The 18,711-nt window shown below is 43.2% G+C and carries 15 protein-coding genes; 2 read left to right on the forward strand and 13 right to left on the reverse strand.

The features are described 5' to 3' along the window. Nucleotides 1–129 precede the first annotated feature (129 nt). The 9 genes from rpoE to ACFVS1_RS19785 all read right to left on the reverse strand — a co-directional run bounded on the left by rpoE (nucleotide 130) and on the right by ACFVS1_RS19785 (nucleotide 12,015). Complete coding sequence (gene rpoE, locus ACFVS1_RS19745) at nucleotides 130–720, reverse strand: DNA-directed RNA polymerase subunit delta (protein ID WP_241589611.1); 591 nt, start codon at nucleotides 718–720, stop codon at nucleotides 130–132. 210 nt (nucleotides 721–930) lie between these two features. After that, on the reverse strand, nucleotides 931–1,092 hold the full coding sequence (locus ACFVS1_RS19750; RefSeq protein ID WP_387549893.1) for a hypothetical protein: 162 nt from the start codon (nucleotides 1,090–1,092) through the stop codon (nucleotides 931–933). Nucleotides 1,093–1,230: 138 nt separating this feature from the next. Then, entirely contained in the window at nucleotides 1,231–4,497 is a 3,267-nt protein-coding gene (icmF, locus tag ACFVS1_RS19755) for a fused isobutyryl-CoA mutase/GTPase IcmF (protein ID WP_387549895.1), read from the reverse strand. An 11-nt stretch (nucleotides 4,498–4,508) separates the two neighbouring features. Continuing rightward, nucleotides 4,509–5,159: a TetR/AcrR family transcriptional regulator gene (locus ACFVS1_RS19760; RefSeq protein WP_387549897.1), complete on the reverse strand. Its 651-nt coding sequence runs from the start codon at nucleotides 5,157–5,159 to the stop codon at nucleotides 4,509–4,511. Nucleotides 5,160–5,271: 112 nt separating this feature from the next. Further along, nucleotides 5,272–6,411, reverse strand: coding sequence for an acyl-CoA dehydrogenase (locus ACFVS1_RS19765; RefSeq protein ID WP_352924097.1), 1,140 nt, complete (start codon nucleotides 6,409–6,411; stop codon nucleotides 5,272–5,274). Nucleotides 6,412–6,438: 27 nt separating this feature from the next. Continuing rightward, nucleotides 6,439–7,578 carry an acyl-CoA dehydrogenase gene (locus ACFVS1_RS19770; RefSeq protein ID WP_352924099.1) on the reverse strand — a complete coding sequence of 380 codons (1,140 nt, stop codon included), beginning with the start codon at nucleotides 7,576–7,578 and terminating at the stop codon, nucleotides 6,439–6,441. 35 nt (nucleotides 7,579–7,613) lie between these two features. Continuing rightward, entirely contained in the window at nucleotides 7,614–8,465 is an 852-nt protein-coding gene (locus ACFVS1_RS19775; protein ID WP_387549900.1) for a 3-hydroxybutyryl-CoA dehydrogenase, read from the reverse strand. A 36-nt stretch (nucleotides 8,466–8,501) separates the two neighbouring features. Then, nucleotides 8,502–9,692 (reverse strand): acetyl-CoA C-acetyltransferase, encoded by a 1,191-nt coding sequence (locus ACFVS1_RS19780; protein ID WP_387550134.1) that lies wholly within the window; start codon nucleotides 9,690–9,692, stop codon nucleotides 8,502–8,504. A gap of 193 nt (nucleotides 9,693–9,885) precedes the next feature. Beyond that, nucleotides 9,886–12,015 carry a (Fe-S)-binding protein gene (locus ACFVS1_RS19785; protein WP_352924378.1) on the reverse strand — a complete coding sequence of 710 codons (2,130 nt, stop codon included), beginning with the start codon at nucleotides 12,013–12,015 and terminating at the stop codon, nucleotides 9,886–9,888. 292 nt (nucleotides 12,016–12,307) lie between these two features. On the opposite strand from ACFVS1_RS19785, the gene cls reads away from it, so the two are divergent. Next, nucleotides 12,308–13,510, forward strand: coding sequence for a cardiolipin synthase (gene cls / locus ACFVS1_RS19790; protein WP_387549902.1), 1,203 nt, complete (start codon nucleotides 12,308–12,310; stop codon nucleotides 13,508–13,510). A 28-nt stretch (nucleotides 13,511–13,538) separates the two neighbouring features. Further along, nucleotides 13,539–14,492 (forward strand): UV DNA damage repair endonuclease UvsE, encoded by a 954-nt coding sequence (uvsE, locus tag ACFVS1_RS19795; RefSeq protein WP_387549904.1) that lies wholly within the window; start codon nucleotides 13,539–13,541, stop codon nucleotides 14,490–14,492. 49 nt (nucleotides 14,493–14,541) lie between these two features. On the opposite strand, the gene argS is transcribed toward uvsE, so the two are convergent. The 4 genes from argS to speE form a co-directional block, all read right to left on the reverse strand. Further along, nucleotides 14,542–16,212 carry an arginine--tRNA ligase gene (argS, locus tag ACFVS1_RS19800; RefSeq protein WP_352924109.1) on the reverse strand — a complete coding sequence of 557 codons (1,671 nt, stop codon included), beginning with the start codon at nucleotides 16,210–16,212 and terminating at the stop codon, nucleotides 14,542–14,544. Nucleotides 16,213–16,215: 3 nt separating this feature from the next. After that, nucleotides 16,216–16,656: a YwiB family protein gene (locus tag ACFVS1_RS19805; RefSeq protein ID WP_352924111.1), complete on the reverse strand. Its 441-nt coding sequence runs from the start codon at nucleotides 16,654–16,656 to the stop codon at nucleotides 16,216–16,218. A 276-nt stretch (nucleotides 16,657–16,932) separates the two neighbouring features. Beyond that, nucleotides 16,933–17,811, reverse strand: coding sequence for an agmatinase (gene speB, locus ACFVS1_RS19810; RefSeq protein ID WP_144527427.1), 879 nt, complete (start codon nucleotides 17,809–17,811; stop codon nucleotides 16,933–16,935). Nucleotides 17,812–17,825: 14 nt separating this feature from the next. Further along, nucleotides 17,826–18,653: a spermidine synthase gene (speE, locus tag ACFVS1_RS19815; RefSeq protein ID WP_101223866.1), complete on the reverse strand. Its 828-nt coding sequence runs from the start codon at nucleotides 18,651–18,653 to the stop codon at nucleotides 17,826–17,828. Nucleotides 18,654–18,711 lie beyond the last annotated feature (58 nt).

Below are 18,711 nucleotides of genomic sequence, written 5' to 3' on the forward strand. Positions count from 1 at the left end.
TCATTAAAAATAAAAACGCTCCGCTTACAATAAAAGTAAGGGAGCGATATAATTTAATCATTGTGTCCTTTTTTAAGGAGCCCAAAAATGATTCTACAAATTTCGCCTCAAAAAGTCAAGGGCGATTATTTATTTCTCATCCTCTTCATCCAAGTCTTCCAAGTCATCTTCATCTTCGTCTTCGTCCTCATCATCTTCCAGGACAAATGCATCATCTTCGATTATTTCTTCTTCCAGATCGTCGTCATCATCCACGTCGTCATCCAAAAGCACTTCGTCGATGACTGGAGAACCTAGGATATCATCATCGTCATCATCTTCATCCTCGTCCAGATCATCGATATCTTCTTCAAAATCAAGATCTTCGTCTTCAAGTTCATCGAAATCGTCGATAACGGCAGCAGCCTTTTTGGCTTTCTTTTTCTTTTTAGGTTTTACAACATGTACGACTTCTTCTTCGATTTGGTCAACCGGGTACCATGTTTTCAATCCCCAGCGGTTGTCCCCAAGTGAAGTGAAGCGGCCATCCACATTTAAATCCGTATAGAATTGTGCAATTTTCTTTTCCACTTCCGCTTTAGATAAATGGTGCAGCGAAGCTAATTCACTTATTAAGTCTTTAAATGGAATCGGTTCATTTCTTTCCACTAACAAATCATATGCCATCTCTATTAAGGACATTTCCAATAACTGCTCTTTTGAGTATTGTTTTAAACTCAAATTCCGCACTTCCCTTCTCTATTCAAACACTGAATTCCGTGTTTTTTCACATAAAAAAATAATCTAAAACAGTAGTTCGATAAAATAACGACAATTCCTGCTAGACATATACTCCATTATAAACAATCTAAATGGGTTTATGCTAGTTCTATCTGATACTTTCACAGATTTAACTTATTGTCTATCATTCAGGAAACCAAAAGCTAAAAATCATTCACTTTCCTTTTTAGACTTCCGTCGATAGGCTGCCGTAAAAAAGACAATAGTCAGGATAAAAAAAGAGATGGCACCCAATTGATGCTCATACAGCTCAAATAAAATAATGATGGCAAGAATGTACCCTATGATCAATCCAATCATTTTCAGGTTCATTTTCTCAACTCCAATAGGGCTGATTCTTCATTTTTGCCCCTTTTCCCAATAATTATAAGGTAAAATCTTCATTTTGTTAAAAAAGAGGGGAATTATTTAAAAAAGAGGCCCCTAAACGTTCGGAGCCCCCTTCAAAATCTACATATTCCTTCGATATTGACCGCCTACATCATATAGCGCCCTCGTTATCTGACCAAGACTGGCCACTCTGACGCAGTTCATGAGTTCAGCAAAGATATTTTCCCCATTCATGGCTGCCAATTTCAGTTTAGTTAGCGCCTCATCCGTGAACTCCTTATTTCTTTCCTGGAATGCCCGGAGATTTATGATTTGCCCTTCCTTTTCTTCCTTTGTTGCACGGGCAATTTCCATGCTGTTCACCGCTTCTTCGGAAGGAGGGTTGGGATTCAAATACGTATTGACACCAATGATCGGCAATTCTCCCGTATGCTTTTTCATCTCGTAATGCATCGATTCATCCTGGATTTTCCCGCGCTGATACTGCGTCTCCATTGCACCCAGCACACCGCCTCGATCATTGATGCGATCGAACTCTTGCAGTACGGCCTCTTCAACCAGATCCGTCAATTCCTCTACGATGAAGGCTCCTTGCATCGGGTTTTCATTTTTTGAGAGCCCATGCTCCTTTGTAATGATCATTTGTATGGCCATTGCCCGGCGCACGGATTCTTCAGTAGGCGTCGTGATGGCTTCATCGTACGCATTAGTATGCAGGGAATTACAGTTGTCCTGCAGTGCCATTAAAGCCTGAAGTGTCGTTCTGATATCATTGAAATCTATTTCTTGCGCATGAAGGGAGCGCCCGGAAGTCTGTATATGGTATTTCAGCTTTTGGCTGCGGTCGTTCGCACCATATTTATCCCGCATGACCGTAGCCCAAATCCTTCTTGCCACCCTCCCGATAACCGTATATTCCGGGTCAAGCCCATTTGAGAAGAAGAACGACAAATTCGGGGCAAAGTCATCAATATTCATTCCGCGACTTAAATAATATTCGATGTAAGTAAAGCCATTCGCTAACGTAAAAGCAAGTTGTGAAATGGGATTGGCGCCCGCTTCTGCAATGTGATAGCCGGAAATGGATACCGAGTAGTAGTTCCTGACTTTTCGATCGATGAAATATGCTTGAATGTCCCCCATTAACCTTAAAGCAAATTCCGTAGAGAAGATGCATGTATTCTGACCTTGATCCTCTTTCAGAATATCCGCTTGAACAGTTCCGCGTACCGTTTGAAGGGTATAAGCCTGCACTTCTTGAGCCTCTGCATCCGTAAGGGGACGGCCTAACTCTTTTTCTTTCCGTTGAATCTGCTGATCGACTGCCGTATTCATATACATGGCCAAAATGATCGGTGCCGGTCCATTGATGGTCATCGATACAGAGGTTGACGGGTGGCAAAGGTCAAAGCCTGCATACAGCTTTTTCATATCATCCAACGTACAGATGCTGACTCCGCTTTCCCCTACCTTTCCATAAATATCAGGACGGTGATCGGGATCCTCTCCATATAAAGTTACCGAATCGAAAGCCGTACTTAGCCGTTTAGCATTATCATCCTTTGACAAATAATGAAAACGCCTGTTGGTTCGGTCGGGTGATCCTTCACCGGCAAATTGCCGCTTCGGGTCCTCTCCTTCACGCTTGAATGGAAAGACTCCCGCTGTGTAAGGAAAGAAGCCCGGAACGTTCTCTCGGAAAACCCATCCTAAGATCTCTCCATAATCCACATATTTAGGCAATGAGACTCTCGGAATCATTAAACCTGATAAACTTTTAGTTTTCAGCTTTGTGACGATATCTTTATCCCTGACTTTCGTTATAAACTGCTCTCCTGCATACTTTTCTTTTAATTCCATCCATCCAGAAAGTATTTTTTTAGATTCAGGTGATAAATTCGAAGCGGTTTCCTTTTTCATTTTTTCTAAAGAAGCCACCATATCTTCGTTGTTATCATTTTCCTTAACTGCATCAATTGCTCCTTCCAGCTGGAAAAGCCTGCGGGCAATGCGTACTTGTTCAGCCGCACGCTTATGATAAGATCTGACCGTATCACTGATTTCACGTAAATAATACCGACGGTCAGTAGGGATGATGACATTTTGCTTGTAAACATCCGCTTCTTTCGAAAAGGCGGTACTCCAACCCGTCCCTGATTTTTCATTAAGCTTTTCGATCAGGGCAGCGAACAATGCATTGGTGCCTGGGTCATTGAATTGGGAAGCGATGGTACCGTATACGGGCATTTCAGATGGATCTTGATCAAAAAGTGTCCGGCTTCTTTGATATTGCTTTTGAACTTGGTTTTTAGCATCCTCTGAGCCTTTGCGCTCGTATTTGTTAATGACTATCAAGTCTGCATAATCAATCATATCGATTTTTTCAAGTTGTGAAGGTGCACCGAATTCACTCGTCATTATATACATGGATACATCGCATATCTCGGCAATTTCTGCATCTCCCTGACCGATTCCGCTCGTTTCAACGATGATCAAGTCGAAGCCTGCGGCCTTCACGACTGAAATGGCATCTTTTATCGCCAAAGACAACTCACTTTTTGAATGGCGCGTGGCTAGGCTCCGCATATAAACACGCTCTGAAAAAATCGAGTTCATCCTAATCCTGTCACCAAGCAGGGCACCGCCCGTTTTCTGTTTGGTCGGGTCTACAGATAGGATGGCGACTCTCTCGTCTGGAATTTCATTAATGAACCTTCGTATCAATTCATCAGTCAATGAACTTTTTCCAGCACCGCCAGTCCCTGTAATCCCTAGAACAGGAACCTTCTTTTCGGAAGTCTTGATCTGCTCAAACAGACTCTCCACCGCTGCCGCTGACTCCTGTGAAGCATCGAGTCTGTTTTCGGCAAAGGTAATGAATTGGGCAATGGCATTTGTTCCCCCATTAATCAATTCATCAAACCGTTCCTGTAAAGATGGTTTGACTGTCGAGAAATCACACTCCTCCATCAATACGTTTATCATCCCTTGAAGCCCATATTCCCGCCCTTCATCAGGAGAAAAGATCCGGGCAATCCCATAATCATGGAGTTCTTTAATTTCCCTTGGGATGATGACCCCGCCGCCGCCGGCAAAAATACGAATGTGCCCGGCTCCCTTTTCCTTCAGCAGGTCATACATATATTTAAAATATTCCACATGTCCGCCTTGGTAAGATGACATCGCTATGCCTTGAACATCTTCCTGGATGGCCGCATTCACGATCTCTTCCACCGAACGATTATGACCTAGATGAATGACTTCTGCACCGCTGGACTGAAGGATTCTCCTCATAATATTGATGGATGCATCATGTCCATCGAATAAACTCGAAGCAGTAACGAATCTAATATGGTTCTTCGTTTTATACACCTCAACTGTACCCATTGAGCTCCTCCTTATTGAAACGAATTTAACTCAGTATTTTTCTGAAGCGTTATATTTTGAATCAATAATTGCGTCTGCAGTTCAACATATTCTGGAAGCGTATACTCTTTATGCAATGCCCACCTTCTAAAACTCCACATCTGACCCTGAACGAAAATATTATGAGAAACAAGGCTTATTTGTTTTGCTGTTAACGATAGCTCCCCATTCTCAACACATTTCGTGATCACCTTTTCAAACATGCCGACCATCCGAAGTTCTTTATTCAATACATAAGGTAAAGCATCTTTCGTCAGTGCTTTCACTTCTTGATACATGACCAGCACTTCGTCCTGCATATCATCCATCACTTTATAAAAATAGGCGATCGTAAGCTTCAAGCTTTCAAGTGTCCCATCGCTCTGATCTATTTCTTTCTGAAGCTTTTCCTGGACTTCATCGTAGATAAAGTCACAAACGAGATATAATATATCTTCCTTTGTTCGGATATACTCGTATAATGTGCCAATACTAAAGCCGGCCGCTTTGGCAATTTCCCTGGTAGTCGTACGATGAAATCCCTTTTCCTTAAAAAGGGTCACCGCTCCTTTAATCATTTGTGTACGTCTTTTTTCAACCAGCCGTTCATCCTTTACAGATGCAAGAACCTCTCTTTTTTCCATTTTCAAACTCCTTTTAATAAGCCCATCATTTAATTGCCAAAGACATTCTTAAGAAATTGAAAAGGGTATTCCGGTAAAGGCAATGCCTCATCGGAAAACCTCCATTTCAATCCTATTTAGTAATCATCCGTGAGATGACCAGCTTTTGAATTTCCTGTGTACCTTCATAGATCTGGGTGATTTTCGCATCACGCATATACCGTTCTACAGGATAGTCCTTCGTATATCCATAACCTCCAAAGACCTGCACGGCTTCTGTCGTAACTTTCATGGCTGTATCTCCAGCAAAAAGTTTGGACATGGCCGACTCTTTTCCATAAGGAAGGCCCGCTGATTCCAACCAGGCAGCCTGATAGGTTAATAGCCTTGAAGCTTCAATACCCGTTGCCATATCCGCCAATTTAAAACCGATTCCTTGCTGTGCAGAAATTGGCTTCCCGAATTGGACGCGCTCTTTTGCATAATCAACTGCGGCATCCAATGCCCCTTGGGCTATGCCCACTGCCTGGGCTGCAATCCCATTACGGCCGCCATCAAGCGTCATCATCGCTATTTTAAAGCCCTCTCCTTCTTTTCCAAGGAGATTTTCTTTTGGTACTCGGCATTCATCAAAAATGATTTCCGTGGTCGGTGATGAACGGATTCCAAGCTTCTTCTCTTTTTTGCCGACACTAAAACCCGGGAAGTCCTTTTCAACGATAAAAGCACTCGTTCCTTTTTGTTTGGATTCTGGATCCGTCAATGCAAAGACGACATATGTATCCGCAATCCCGCCGTTCGTAATGAAGATTTTTGAACCGTTGATAATATATTCATCACCTACAAGCTTTGCAGTCGTTCTCATACCGCCTGCGTCAGAGCCTGAGCTAGGCTCGGTCAGCCCATATGCACCAATTTTTTCACCCTGTGCCATCGGGCGAAGGTATTTTTGTTTTTGTTCTTCAGACCCAAATTTATAGATTGGCCATCCTGCAAGGGAAGTATGGGCTGATAAAGTCACCCCAGTGGAAGCGCAAACGCGGGAAAGTTCCTCAATCGCTATGCAATACGCTAAATAATCACTTCCAATTCCGCCGTATTCCTCTGGCCACGGAATCCCAGTCAATCCAAGTTCGGCCATTTTATCGAAGATTTCACGGTCAAATCGTTCTTCTTCATCCCTCTCGGCTGCTGTTGGAGCCACTTCATTCTGAGCAAAATCGCGCACCATTTTCCTGATCATTTCATGCTCTTCCGTTAGCTTAAATTGCATGTCTATGCCTCCTAAATATTTTGCAAATTATAGATTCTTACTGATGACCATTCTCTGTATTTCGCTAGTACCCTCATAAATTTCAGTTACCTTTGCATCCCTGAAATAGCGTTCGACAGGATACTCCGTCGTGTATCCATAGCCTCCGAACACCTGGACTGCTTCTATCGCCACATCAACAGCTGTCCTCGAAGCGAATAGCTTAGCCATTGCAGCCTCTTTACCGCACTTCAATCCCTGAGAGCGTAAAAACGCCGCGCGATAGACGAGTAACCTTGAAGCTTCTATACTCGTTGCCATTTCAGCAAGCTTGAAACCAATCCCCTGCTGTGCTGCAATAGGTTTGCCGAATTGAACTCTGTCCTTTGCATATTGGACAGCATGTTCCATGGCGCCTTCTGCAATTCCCAGCGCTTGAGCAGCAATGCCTATCCTTCCAGCATCCAAGTTCGCCATTGCGATCTTAAATCCTTCCCCTTCATTGCCAAGGAGATTGGCTGCAGGCACTTTCATATCCTCGAACGTAACCTGTACGGTGCTCGAGCCATGAAGGCCCATTTTCCGTTCATCTTTACCGATGATTAAGCCTGGCGTCCCTTTTTCTACAATAAAAGCAGAGATTCCCTTGCTTCCCTTCTGAGGGTCGGTTGAAGCAAAAACAATGAATATATCCGCTTCCCCGCCATTAGTGATAAAAACCTTGGACCCATTTATTCGATATTTCCCGTCTTCTTCCTTTACTGCCACTGCCTTCGATTTCAAACTCGCAGCATCGGAACCTGAGCTTTGCTCAGTCAAGCAAAAGGCGCCTAAATATTTACCAGCAGCTAACTTAGGCACATACTTTCGCTTCTGCTCTTCCGTTCCAAAATAGACGATTGGATTTGTTCCAACAGAAGTATGAACGGACAATATAACACCGAGAGTTGGACTAACCTTGGAAATCTCATTGATGGCGATGATATAAGACATGAAGTCCATACCCGCGCCACCGTATTCTTCTGATATCGGGATTCCCATCAAGCCAAGCTCTCCCATTTTTTGCAGAATCGTTTTTGGAAACACGCCCGTTTCCATTGCTTCGATATGAGGGGTAATCTCATTCTCCGCAAAAGCGCTTACCATTTTCTGCATCATTTCTTGTTCTTCTGTAAATTTGAAATCCATCCTTCATCCCTCCCTAGCTGCACATCTTTCTAAGATTAGTTATATTCATAAAAGCCCCGTCCTGATTTTTTTCCTAACCAACCAGCTTTTACATATTTCCTTAACAGCGGACACGGTCGGTATTTATCGTCCCCGAGCCCTTGGTGAAGGGTTTCCATTATATACAGGCATGTGTCCAGTCCAATGAAATCAGCTAGCGTAAGCGGGCCCATCGGATGGTTCATTCCCAGCTTCATCACGTCGTCAATCGCCTCTTTAGTGGCGACGCCCTCATAAAGGGTATAAATGGCCTCATTGATCATCGGCATCAAAATCCGATTCGCTACAAAACCCGGGAAATCATTGACTTCCACCGGTACCTTGTTCAACGATTCAGCCATCTCTTCAACTTCTTTATAAACGTCATCCGCTGTAGCAAGTCCGCGAATGATCTCAACGAGCTTCATGACTGGAACGGGGTTCATAAAGTGCATGCCAATTACCTTTTCCGGCCTTTTCGTGGCAGCTGCTATCTCGGTAATCGGAAGCGAAGAAGTATTAGATGCAAGAATGACGTGCTTTGGCGTGATTTCATCCAAATCGGCGAATATTTTTGTTTTTATGTCCATATTTTCCACTGCCGCTTCAATCACCAAATCTACCGCAGCCGCATTATTCAAATCCGTCGATGAAGTCAGCCGGGAAAGGATTATATCCTTCTCCCCGGATTCCATTTTTCCTTTTTCAACCTGCCGGGAAAGGTTCTTGGTAATTGTCCCTAACCCCTTTTCTACATATTCATCTTTTAAATCATGTAAAAGAACTTCATAACCGCTCATTGCACAGACCTGGGCAATGCCAGAACCCATCTGCCCAGCACCAATGACCATCACTTTTTGAATGCCCATGAAAAATCCCTCCTCATGTATCCATCTACGAAACTATTATCCTTGCTTAGGCACTTCAATTAAAATGGCATCTCCCTGACCGCCGCCACTGCAGATCGCTGCGATGCCCAATCCCCCTCCGCGGCGTTTCAGTTCATGCATCAGCGTAATGATGATGCGGGCACCACTCGCCCCGATCGGGTGACCTAATGCTACAGCCCCTCCGTTTACATTCACTTTTCCCGGCTCGATGTTGGCAATTTTCCCACTGGCCAGCGCAACTGCAGCAAATGCTTCGTTCACTTCAAACAAATCAATTTCCTCTATCGATTTACCTGTCTTCTTCAGGAGTTCATTTATGACCAAACCTGGCGTTTTAGGGAAGTCCTTTGCTTCCACTGCCACTTCTGCATGAGCTAAAATATAGGCGAAAGGCGTTTTCCCTTCCTTTTCCGCACGTTCCTCACTCATCAATACGAGTGCACCTGCCCCATCATTGACACCTGGTGCATTACCAGCCGTAATGGTCCCATCATTATTGAAAGCTGGACCTAATTTAGCTAACTTCCCGGCAGATGTATCTTTTCTTGGGGCTTCATCATGTTCAACGGTAATTGGTTCGCCTTTCCGCACCGGCACCTGTACGGAAATGATTTCTTCTGCAAGGATACCGCCATCGATTGCTTTTATCGCTTTTTGATGACTCTCATAAGCCCAGCCATCTTGTTCCTCACGGGTGATTTCAAGATCCTCGGCTGTACTGTTTCCGTAAGTACCCATATGCACGCCCGTAAAGCTGCAGCTAAGGCCATCCGAAATCATCGTATCCTTAAGCTCTCCATCACCCATCCTTAGGCCCCACCTTGCTTTCGGAAGGATATAAGGAGCATTGCTCATCGATTCCATCCCGCCGGCAACAATGATTTCTTCTTCACCTAAGCGAATGATCTGATCAGCCAATGTCACACTGCGAAGTCCTGATGCACATACTTTATTAATGGTTTCCGTTTTCACTTCCCATGGTAATCCAGCATGACGGGCTGCCTGGCGGGAAGGTATTTGGCCTTGGCCCGCCTGAAGCACATTCCCCATGATGACCTCATCTACTTGGCTTCCTTCAATCCCTGCCCGGACAAGTGCCTCTTTGATTGCTATTCCACCAAGTTGTGATGCCGTCAAACTGCTAAGGCCACCGCCAAATTTACCAAAAGGTGTTCTCACACCGCTAATAATCACTGTTTTCGCCATCATTATTTCCCCCTATAAGTAACATTGATTGAACGCTCGCTCAATTTGGAGTTAAAAAAATAGTTTTGTAAGCGCTTAATATTATATTACACATTTTTCCCAAAAATGAAAATATTCAGTTTGTAAATATTGAATAAATTGCCTGCTCCCTTTATTTCATCCGATATAAAAGAAACAGGCAATTCCATTTAAATTAAGATGCAATCGATTTATTTTCACCAATGACCGCTTTTTCTAGTAGTTCTGCTACATCATACGTTTTAACATCTTCCTCAACTTCTTTTGCTTTCGTCCCATCGGATAGCATGGTCAGGCAATAAGGGCATCCGGAACTGATCACTGTTGGACTGACGGCCAGAGCTTGTTCGGTACGGGCCACATTAATACGGTTTCCTGTTTCCTCTTCCATCCACATCAAACCGCCTCCAGCTCCACAGCACATACCCTTTTCACGGTTACGCTCCATTTCAATAAGTTTCACACCAGCAATGGCTTGCAAGATTTCACGCGGCGGGCTGTAAACTTCATTGTACCTTCCCAAGTAACAGGAATCGTGGAATGTAATCGTCTCATTCACCGGATACTGAGGTACCAACCTGCCTTCACTGACAAGTTTGGCTAACAATTCTGTATGGTGATACACTTCCGCTTCCAGGCCAAAATCCGGATACTCATTCTTAAAGATATTGTATGCATGCGGATCGATCGTAACGATTTTCTTTATTTCATTCTTCTGGAATTCTTCTATATTTTTCATTGCAAGCTCCTGGAAAACAAACTCATTACCCAATCGACGCGGAGTATCCCCTGAGTTTTTCTCCTTATTTCCGAGAATGGCAAATGTAACGCCTGCTTCATTCAATAATTTAGCAAAAGAAAGGGCAATCTTCTGGCTCCGGTTATCGTACGACCCCATTGAACCCACCCAAAATAAATACTCGAATTCTTCGTCTGCCTTTTTTAATTCCTTCACGGTTGGGACGCTGACATCTTCCCGAAGGCTTCGCCAATCTTCTCTTTCTTTTCGGTTCAGTCCCCACGGGTTCCCTTGACGTTCAATATTCGTCATGGCACGTTGCGCATCAGGATCCAGTCTGCCTTCGGTCAACACTAGATATCGGCGCATATCGATGATTTTGTCAACATGTTCATTCATTACCGGGCATTGATCTTCACAGTTCCGGCATGTGGTACAAGCCCAAAGTTCTTCTTCCGTAATGACTTCGCCAATCAGGCTCGGACTGTAAGCTTCTGTTGCTGCAGCCGATTCGTGCGCCCCCTGCGTGGCACCAGCCAAAGCAATTTTATTTCCTTTCGTATTCCCAAAAACAAAAGATGGCACCCATGGCTGCTTCGTTGTAACGGCAGCGCCTGTATTTGTTAAATGGTCACGCATCTTGATTATGATATCCATCGGTGACAGCATTTTACCGGTGCCAGTAGCCGGGCACATATTCGTACAGCGCCCGCACTCCACACAGGCATAGAGGTCCACCATTTGATATTGCGTCAAGTCTTCGATATATTTGGCACCATAATATTGGTTTCCTTCTTTGTCGAGAATCTCTTCTTCCAAATCTACCGGTTTCAATTTCCCGGGATTGTCGAGGCGATTCAGGAATACATTTATCGGACCGGCAATCAAGTGAGCGTGCTTAGATTGCGGGATATAAACAAGGAAAGATAATATGATCAGTAAATGCAGCCACCAAGCTACATAAAAAACGACGGTTGCCGCTGTTGTCCCCATCCAGCCGAATAGGAAAGCGATGCTTGATGCGACTGGCTCTGACCAAGTTGCATCGTGTCCATGCCAGATCATTCCCATTCCATTCCCCATCAATACGGTAATCATGATACCGGTAATGAAGATGACAACCAGCCCTGCTTTGAAATCCCTTTTCAAGCGAACCAGCTTTTCGACATAACGACGGTATGCGGCCCATAGGATTGCAACAAGAACAGTAAGCGTCACAATTTCCTGGAAGAAAGTAAAGGCCGGATAAACAGGGCCAAATGGTAAATGCCACCCCGGCCTTAAGCCTTTAACGAAAAAGTCAAGTGCGCCAAATTGCACTAAGATGAAACCATAAAATAACAAGGCATGAATGATCCCGCTCTTTTTATCTTTAAAGAGCTTCTTCTGTCCAAATACATAAACACCTATTTTAACAAGACGATCTTTCACACGGTTATCGAATTCCACTTTTTTGCCAAGTTTTATATAAGCTATACGAGTCTTTATCAAATAGACAAATAAACCGGCGGCGTAAGCGGTTACAAGTAGGAATGCAACTAAGTTGATCCACAGTAAGCCATTCATTTCCATGCAGTCTTTCCCCCTCTTTAGTAAATTGCAAAATGCCAGGTATCATTATGGGAAATTTGGCATTTTTCTGAAATTTAATTAACTCCATTATATAATGAATGAGCATTCAGTCAACTTTTTTCTTTCTAAAAACTAGATAATTTTTCTCATCTTCATTATATAATTCGGCAATTCTGTTTATTACCCTTCTTTATTCTAAAAAAATGAGGATCCTTTCCCCGCTTTTTAATGGTTATTGACAGGGAATTAGAGCCAAACTAAATATAATCATTTAGGGGGGATTTTTTTGAAGATAATCACTACGATTGCCTCTATATTTTTATTGATCATCTCTTGGTGCTGGGTTGATCTTAAGGTAGGGCATAAGCGTTATTTGAAGCACGCAACCAACATAAAATATCCGCCTCGGAAAAGCGACATGACTGTATTCACATCAGGTAAAAACCTGTTTGATGATTACATGAAGGAAGTAAGGCAAGCTCAGGATTCCATCCATATCCTTTTTTATATTGTGAAAAATGACAAATTCAGCAAGGACTTTTTGAAGTTACTGCAGTCAAAAGCGGAAGAGGGCGTGGAAGTGCGGCTATTGGCCGATTGGGTAGGAAGTAAAGAGATGTCCCGCCAAATCATTCAGGAGCTAACTAAAAGCGGCGTTCATTTTTCTTTCAGCTTTAAACCGAAACTCCCCTTCCTTTTCTATACCATACAAAAAAGAAATCACCGTAAGATCACGGTGATAGATGGAAAAATCGGCTATCTTGGCGGCTTTAATATCGGTAAGGAGTATATAAACCAAGGGGAGAAGCTGAACCCGTGGAGAGATTACCATTTAAAAATGACCGGGGAAGGTGTAAAGGACCTTCAGGAAGTCTTCCTCTCGGATTGGTACTATGATACAAACGAGGATTACAGAGGAGCGCCAGCCTATTTCCCGACATTGACTCCCGGGAAGCAGGCACATCAGTTTGTCGTCACGAATGGCAGTGATCTTGAACAGTCACTTACACATATAATTCGGCAAGCCACTAAAAAAATCATTATCGGGACTCCATATTTCATTCCCAGTGAAACTTTATTTCAAGAATTAAGGGAAGCACTTGCACGCAATGTTTCCCTTACGATCATCGTGCCTGAAATTTCAGACCATGCCCTTGTCAAGGAAGCTTCTTTTCCCTATTTCCGGGTACTAATAAAAGAAGGGGCTGAAATCATGCAATTTCAAAGGGGGTTCTACCATTCTAAAGTGATTCTGATTGATGATATAATGTGTGATATCGGTACGGCTAATTTTGATAAACGCAGTTGTTTTTTAAATAGTGAAATGAACTGCACCGTATTTGACCGGACATTTATAGAAGATGTAGAAAAGGAATTGGCAGTGGACCTAGCCGAATCCAAGCCGCTAAACGGGGACGCGCTTTCCAGCAAGAATGTAGTCCGTTCAGCAAAAGAATCTCTGGCTTCCATCCTTTCTCCTTTTCTTTGATATCCTGTTGCTCAAGGAGAAAAATAAAATGAAAATAAGATTTGGATTCGTATCCAATGCCACCTGTTTATGGGAAGCTTCTCCGGCCAAGACACTTACTTTCAAGCGATATAGCACACTTGGCCCCGAAAAAGGAATGGAAAAACTCCTGGATGTGACAAGGCAGAACATTGAAAATACCTTAAGGGTCCTTCAATATAACACGGCACACCAAATAGAAGTATACCGGATGTCCAGTTCCATCGTACCTTTAGCCACACATCCCGAAATAGAATGGGATTTCGTTACTCCTTTTAAAAGAGAGTGGAAACAGCTTGGCGACTGGGCCACCGCACACAAAATGAGGCTCAGCTTTCATCCGAATCAGTTTACGCTATTTACAAGCCCTAAGCCTGAGATTACACAAAATGCCGTAAAAGATATGGAGTTCCATTATAAAATGCTTGATGCAATGGGCATAGCGGACACCTCTTTCATCAATATCCATGTCGGTGGAGCCTATGGTGATAAAGAGTCCGCCCTTGTAAGGGTTCATGATAATCTTAAATCGCTGCCTATGCATGTCAAGGAAAGAATGACTTTGGAAAATGATGATAAAACCTATACAGCATCTGAAACCCTGAGCGTATGTAAGAGGGAATGCATCCCACTTGTATTCGATTACCATCATCATCTCGCAAACCTTTCAGATATGCCGCTTAACGAGCTGCTCACCGAGGTGTTCACCACTTGGGGTCAGGCAGGGGTGGTACCCAAGATTCATATTTCATCCCCAAAATCGGCAGGTGAATTTCGCTCGCATGCAGATTATATCGATTTGGAGTTCATCATGCCCCTTTTTAAAGTGCTTAAGGATCTTGGACAGGACGTGGATTTCATGATCGAGGCCAAGATGAAGGATCGGGCAATGTTGCAGCTGATTGAGGATATAGCTAAGCTTCGTGGTGTAAAAAGGGTGAGCGGCGGTGCCGTCGAGTGTTAATTAAGCCTGAAAAAAGCGGCTGTTTCGTTAGAAACAGCCGCTTTTTTCATTACATTTTTTCCGGTGCCGAAACCCCGATGATGGCTAATGCATTCTTTAAAGTAATTTGGACGGATTTGACCAGTCCTAGACGCGCCTTACTTCTTTCCATCTCTTCAACATCCAGAACCTTATCTGCATTGTAGAAACTGTGGAATGTAGAAGCCAGGTCATATATATAATTCGTCATGCGGTGAGGCATCCGTTTTTCGGCCGCTTCCGCTATTGCCTGAGGGAATTCCCCTAATTTCTTCAAAAGCTCCACTTCTTTTTCAGTAGATAGGGCAGAGAAATCAGTGACTCCTTCATAGCTGATCCCTTGTTCCACACCTTGGCGCAAAATGCTGGAAATACGGGCGTGGGCATACTGTGCATAATAAACCGGGTTTTCATTGGATTGTGAGACCGCAAGATCCAAATCGAAGTCCATATGAGTATCCGCACTTCTCATCGCAAAGAAATAACGAGTTGCATCCAGACCTACTTCATCAATAAGGTCACGCATCGTAACTGCTTTACCTGTACGCTTGCTCATTTTCATTTTCTCGCCATCCTTGTACAGGTGAACAAGCTGTATGATTTCGACTTCAAGCTGCTCGCGATTGTACCCTAATGCTTCGATCGCCGCTTTCATACGCGGGATATAGCCGTGGTGATCTGCACCCCAGATATTGATCAGTGTTTGAAAGCCGCGTTCCAATTTATTACGGTGATAGGCAATATCCGGTGTCAGATATGTGTAAGATCCATCCTGCTTAATAAGCACTCGGTCTTTATCATCGCCTAATTCCGTAGAGCGGAACCATGTAGCACCATCTTCCTCGTAAACATGGCCCCTTTCCCTCAACACTTTAAGTGCTTCATCAATTTTACCGTTTTGATAGAGGGATGTTTCGGAGTACCATACATCAAATCCGACACGGAAGTTACCTAAGTCCGTTTTCAGTTTTTCCATTTCATATTTCAAGCCGTACTCACGGAAAAATTCGAAACGTTCCTTCTCATCGGCATTTACATATTTATCCCCATATTCACTTGCAAGCGTCTTACCGATGCCAATGATATCTTCACCATGATAACCGCCCTCCGGCATATCCTTTTCGAGGCCAAGTGCCTGGAAATAGCGAGCTTCTATGGAAATGGCCAAATTATTGATTTGGTTTCCTGCATCATTGATATAGTATTCACGTGAAACATCGTAACCTGCTTTAGAGAGGATATTACATAGAGTATCACCTACTGCTGCACCACGTGCATGACCAAGATGGAGATCACCGGTCGGGTTCGCGGAAACGAACTCCACTTGGATTTTTTCTCCTTTTCCAAAGTCACTTTCCCCATATGCTTCATCCACTTTCAAAATGACAGGAATCAATTCTGTCAAATAGGCATTATTCATGTAGAAGTTGATGAAACCTGGTCCTGCAATTTCGATTTTTTCGATGGATGCTTTTGAGTTATCAAAGTTTTCGATGATTGCCTCTGCTATCATCTTTGGTGCTTTCTTTGCAATCTTCGTTAATTGCATGGCCATGTTCGTGGAATAATCTCCATGTGTCTTATCTCTTGGCAGCTCCAATACAACATTTGGAATCTGCTCTTCCGTTGCTAAACCAGCTTTAATGACTGCCGCTTTAATCTCTTCTTTCAGTTTTTCCTGTACCTCTTTTACTATATTCATGCGCTATACTTCCTCCTTGTAGGAAATCGTCATCTCATATTGACCGGGTTCGCTTCCCTGCATATGTAACGTATATTTAAGGACAAGTTTCCCTTGTTTGGTCTGCTCATCCCATTGATGATGTATCTTCTTCGCGGTCGTCCGTAATCCTAACCTGCCATATTTACTTTCGTAATGTCCATTTGTCGCTTCCTTCAGGCGGAAAAGCTGCCTCATTTTAATGGCACCATTTCTAAGCAGGATCGTTTCATCCGGTTTGTGCTTGATGGTCGTTTGTGTTTGCCCGGCTTCATTTTCCTCTTTATATTGCACATATAAATCTGCACCTTTATACATTTTTGTACCAAATGTGACCAGCTCATACGTTTCCGTTTCTGAACCGTGCTTGATTTTTGTCTGTAAAGTCACTTTAATCGCTTGCTTATCTATATCATGAAGAGTCAAAGCTACACTTCCTTCATCATGTGGTTCTTAACTTTATAAGTATAAATATTCTTCAAGCAAGTTTCAACTTGGAGCGGAAAATAAAGTGTAAATCAAAAAAAGAGAGGATAAACTGTCGAATTCAAGTTGTTGCCATTCATTTGAATTTAACACAATAATGACTCATCGAGGCGGATTTATTCAAATAGAGTCCATCAGACGTAAAATTCCTTCCCGGAATGGATAAAAAAAAGACCATTCCCGCTAAAAAACAGGAACAGTCAAGTCTTACATCCATTAACCTTTTTGAACCCAACCTAAAATCATTTCGCGAATCAGCTTGCTCGCAGTGTTCGCAGTTTGCTCGGATGGATCATAAATCGGTGCCACTTCTACCAAATCGCAGCCGACTACATTAATTTCAGATCGTGCTATCTCATGAATCGAAGCTAAAAGCTCTTTGGAGGTAATGCCTCCACAATCTACAGTGCCTGTTCCCGGGGCATGCGCAGGATCAAGAACATCGATGTCGATCGTCACATATACAGGACGGCCAGCTAACTGCGGCAGTACTTCTTTCAGAGGTTCAAGAACTTCAAATTTAGAGATGTGCATGCCATTTTCTTTTGCCCATTGGAATTCTTCCTTCAAACCGGAACGAATGCCGAAAGAGTATACATTTTTCGGGCCGATAAGTTCTGCGGATTTACGGATGATGGACGCATGGGAAAGCGGCTCTCCTTCATAATCCTCACGTAAATCTGTATGGGCATCCATATGGATGATGGCCATATCGGGGTACTTTTTGAACATGGCTTTGATGACAGGCCATGTTACAAGATGTTCCCCTCCCATACCCATTGGGAACTTACCTGCATCCAACAAGCTGTCGACATATTTTTCAATCATATCGATACTGCGCTGCGGATTGCCGAATGGTAATGGAATATCCCCGGCATCAAAGAATTTAACTTCCTCTAATTCCCGATCTAAATACGGGCTGTACTCTTCCAAACCAATCGAAACTTCACGAATTCGGGTAGGGCCGAAGCGGGAACCCGGACGGAAGCTTACCGTCCAGTCCATTGGCATGCCGTATAGCACAGCTTCCGATTCCTCAAAAACAGGATGGCTTTTAATGAATACATTGCCTGAATAGGCTTCATCGAATTTCATGGTCCATGCCTCCTTTATTTCACTAAATCTTGAACGAATTTAGGCAGAACGAAAGCTGCTTTATGAAGTTCTTTTGTATAATATTTCGTTTCTAATTCATGGAAACGATCTTCAGTCACTTCTAATGGATTATATTTTTTCGATCCGATCGTGAACGCCCAAAGGCCGCTTGGGTACGTCGGGATATTCGCTAAATACAAGCTGGTGATTGGGAATATTTCTTTTACATCACGTTGTACATCACGAATTAAGTCCGCTTTAAACCAAGGATTGTCGGATTGTGCCACAAAAATCCCGTCTTCTTTCAAAGCCTTGGAAATCCCGGCATAAAAACCTTTAGTGAATAAATTGACGGCAGGTCCGACTGGTTCAGTCGAGTCAACCATGATCACGTCATACTCATTTTCACTTTTGGCGATGTGCATGAAGCCATCCCCAACTTGTACGTCTACACGCGGATCTTCAAGCATGCCTGCAATTTCAGGCAGGAATTTCTTTGAGTATTCGATAACTTTCCCATCGATATCCACCAATGTAGCTTTTTTTACGCTTGGGTGTTTTAGGATTTCACGGATAACTCCTCCGTCCCCTCCTCCTACAACCAAAACGTTTTCTGGATTAGGATGGGTAAATAAAGGAACATGGGCTACCATTTCATGGTACACGAATTCATCACGCTGTGAAGTCATTACCATGTCATCAAGCAACAGCATATTGCCCCACTCTTCCGTTTCAATCATATCCAGCTTTTGAAACTCAGTTTGCTCCGTATGTAAAGTACGATTCACTTTCATCGTAATACCAAAATTCTCTGTTTGTTTTTCAGTAAACCAAATGCTCATTTATTAACGCTCCTTTTCCATTTCATATTGTCAGTCACCTTATAGGTTCCCCAAAATC

Source organism: Peribacillus sp. NPDC058075, from assembly GCF_042885195.1.
Classification (GTDB): domain Bacteria; phylum Bacillota; class Bacilli; order Bacillales; family DSM-1321; genus Peribacillus.

Coding starts and splice junctions, on each gene's coding strand:
- ACFVS1_RS19750 (WP_387549893.1), bottom strand. CDS start 1,092: ATGAACCTGAAAATGATTGGATTGATCATAGGGTACATTCTTGCCATC.
- icmF (WP_387549895.1), bottom strand. CDS start 4,497: ATGGGTACAGTTGAGGTGTATAAAACGAAGAACCATATTAGATTCGTT.
- ACFVS1_RS19760 (WP_387549897.1), bottom strand. CDS start 5,159: ATGGAAAAAAGAGAGGTTCTTGCATCTGTAAAGGATGAACGGCTGGTT.
- ACFVS1_RS19765 (WP_352924097.1), bottom strand. CDS start 6,411: ATGCAATTTAAGCTAACGGAAGAGCATGAAATGATCAGGAAAATGGTG.
- ACFVS1_RS19770 (WP_352924099.1), bottom strand. CDS start 7,578: ATGGATTTCAAATTTACAGAAGAACAAGAAATGATGCAGAAAATGGTA.
- ACFVS1_RS19775 (WP_387549900.1), bottom strand. CDS start 8,465: ATGGGCATTCAAAAAGTGATGGTCATTGGTGCTGGGCAGATGGGTTCT.
- ACFVS1_RS19780 (WP_387550134.1), bottom strand. CDS start 9,692: ATGGCGAAAACAGTGATTATTAGCGGTGTGAGAACACCTTTTGGTAAA.
- ACFVS1_RS19785 (WP_352924378.1), bottom strand. CDS start 12,015: ATGAATGGCTTACTGTGGATCAACTTAGTTGCATTCCTACTTGTAACC.
- uvsE (WP_387549904.1), top strand. CDS start 13,539: ATGAAAATAAGATTTGGATTCGTATCCAATGCCACCTGTTTATGGGAA.
- argS (WP_352924109.1), bottom strand. CDS start 16,212: ATGAATATAGTAAAAGAGGTACAGGAAAAACTGAAAGAAGAGATTAAA.
- speB (WP_144527427.1), bottom strand. CDS start 17,811: ATGAAATTCGATGAAGCCTATTCAGGCAATGTATTCATTAAAAGCCAT.
- speE (WP_101223866.1), bottom strand. CDS start 18,653: ATGAGCATTTGGTTTACTGAAAAACAAACAGAGAATTTTGGTATTACG.